Annotated in this window: 3 protein-coding genes; all 3 read right to left on the reverse strand. The window is 65.6% G+C overall.

The window, feature by feature from the left end:
* Window positions 1–466 precede the first annotated feature (466 nt).
* The 3 genes from O9280_RS17240 to O9280_RS17250 are packed head-to-tail and all read right to left on the reverse strand — an operon-like array spanning window position 467 to window position 1,631.
* Window positions 467–940 (reverse strand): hypothetical protein, encoded by a 474-nt coding sequence (locus tag O9280_RS17240; RefSeq protein WP_298345768.1) that lies wholly within the window; start codon window positions 938–940, stop codon window positions 467–469.
* The gene (locus tag O9280_RS17245; RefSeq protein ID WP_298345771.1) at window positions 937–1,320 is read right to left on the reverse strand and encodes a site-specific recombinase resolvase; all 384 of its coding nucleotides are present in this window, start codon (window positions 1,318–1,320) and stop codon (window positions 937–939) included. Before O9280_RS17245 ends, O9280_RS17240 begins: the two co-directional genes overlap by 4 nt.
* On the reverse strand, window positions 1,317–1,631 hold the full coding sequence (locus tag O9280_RS17250; protein ID WP_298345774.1) for a hypothetical protein: 315 nt from the start codon (window positions 1,629–1,631) through the stop codon (window positions 1,317–1,319). Before O9280_RS17250 ends, O9280_RS17245 begins: the two co-directional genes overlap by 4 nt.
* Window positions 1,632–1,850 lie beyond the last annotated feature (219 nt).

Consider the following 1,850-nt stretch of genomic DNA (forward strand, 5'->3'; position numbering starts at 1 on the left):
CAAGCTCCATCCTGCGATCCGTACACTTTGGCATTGGGCGACCTCCCTCGTTGGTTCGGTTCCATAGACGTCGAATACCTATGAAAACGCGCAACGAAGGCAGGTCGCCTACTTCATGCCTCGTGAAAAATCCAGGCTAGGGGGTTCGTGTGACCCCGGACCACCATCTATCCAAGGCCAACCGTTCTCGGTTGGCCTTTTTTCTTGCGTGTTCCCCACGTGTTGGCGCGTGTTCGCAGTGTGATCTTGCGGACGCGATGGCCGCACCCCCGCCGCCCTCCGGCCCTCAGGGCCTCTCTGTTCTCTGTTTTTCTCTACGCTCCGTGGAGGGCTCCCCGGACCGCTCCCAACTGATTCAACGGTTTAGAGGCGTCGGTTGGAATCGGCAACTGGTCCGCGACGGCGACCGGCACGACGTCGGGCAACAAAAAAGCCGCCCAATGGCGGCTCTGGTGCAACTTGGCGGTCAGCGGATCGTATCCAGCACGCGGGCTTGATCGGCCCAGGCATACGGCCACGGGCGGCCCAGAAGCCGCTCGACCGGCAGGTCTGGCATGTCGACCAGGCGCTCCAACACCTCTGGCGCCAACAGGGTCAGCCGCATCAGTCGGTGGACCTGGGATGTGTCCAGCCCCTCGGCCTTCGCAATGTCGGCCACCGACGCCGCGCGCTGTTCGGCGAGCAGGCGCTGCCAGTGGTGCGCCAGCCCGAGCGAACGCATCAAGGCCGTGTCCGTGGCGACGGCGTGCGCAGGCTCGGCCCACGACGAATGAGCCTCCACCGCCTTCGCCGCCCCTGGCGGCGTGATCACCGCGCGCTTGAGGCCGCGTGGCACCAGCCGCCACGGCACGAAGGTCTCCAACTTCACGCCGCCCGCCGGCGTAGGCAGTCTCCGGGTGACCGGGGCGCCCTCGAAGCGCCCCCGGTGTTTCGTGCTCAAGATTTCTCCTCGAATCGGGCCACGATCTGGCGCTGAGCCTGCCAGTCCACTGGCAGCGGATGGCGCTGAAACCACATCAGCGTCATGCGACGGGGCTGTCGGCCAGCCAGCAGCAACTCGATGATGGCGGGGGCCAGCAGCGTCAGCCGCAGCAGTTCGTTGACGGTCGATTGGTGCAGCCCTTCCGCCCGCGCGATGTCTGATCCGCTGGTCATCACGCCGCTGTCCAGCAGTCGCTGCCAGTGGAACGCCCGTGCGATCCCCTCGATCAAGGTGCAGTCATGGGTTTCGCGCACCTCGGGCGGGGCCTGCATCAGCCGCTGCACGCCGCGCCGCCGCAGCGTCAACGGCACGAAGGTCTCCTGCAGGCCGCCCTTCATCCCTCCACCTCCAGCAACTCGGCGCCCACGCTGCCCGGCGCAAACTCGCCGACCAAAGCGTCCCAGCCCAGCTCACGCCACTTGACCTTCACACCCTGCAACTCGTCGGTGTGGATCAGGTCGATGCGCTCGATCATCAGGTTTGCGATGCGATGTTTCTCTGCAGGGAACAGTTGGTCCCACACGTCATTGAGTCTTCCCATCGCGAGTACCGTCGTCGCCTCGTCGATGGGCGAGCCGCTTCGCTGAATCTGCCGCACCACCGCAGCCACTGACTCTGGACTGGTTGGCACGGTGCGGATCTGCGCCACGACCGCTGCCTCGATCTCGGCCGCTGGGAGCCGCTCGTAGCTCCGCCTCGGGATCATCCCCTGAGGGCTCCCTTGAACCCACCTGATCAGCAAGCTGCCTCAGCTGCGCGAGTCGTCTTGAGGGGGTGCGGAGCGGCCTGAGCAGCGTCGCGGGCCAGCCGAAGCAGGATGGTTCTCAGGTTGTAGCGGCGGTTGAAGAGGTACTGGATCTGTCCGAGG

It is taken from the genome of Silanimonas sp. (assembly GCF_027531545.1).
Classification (GTDB): Bacteria; Pseudomonadota; Gammaproteobacteria; order Xanthomonadales; family Xanthomonadaceae; genus Silanimonas.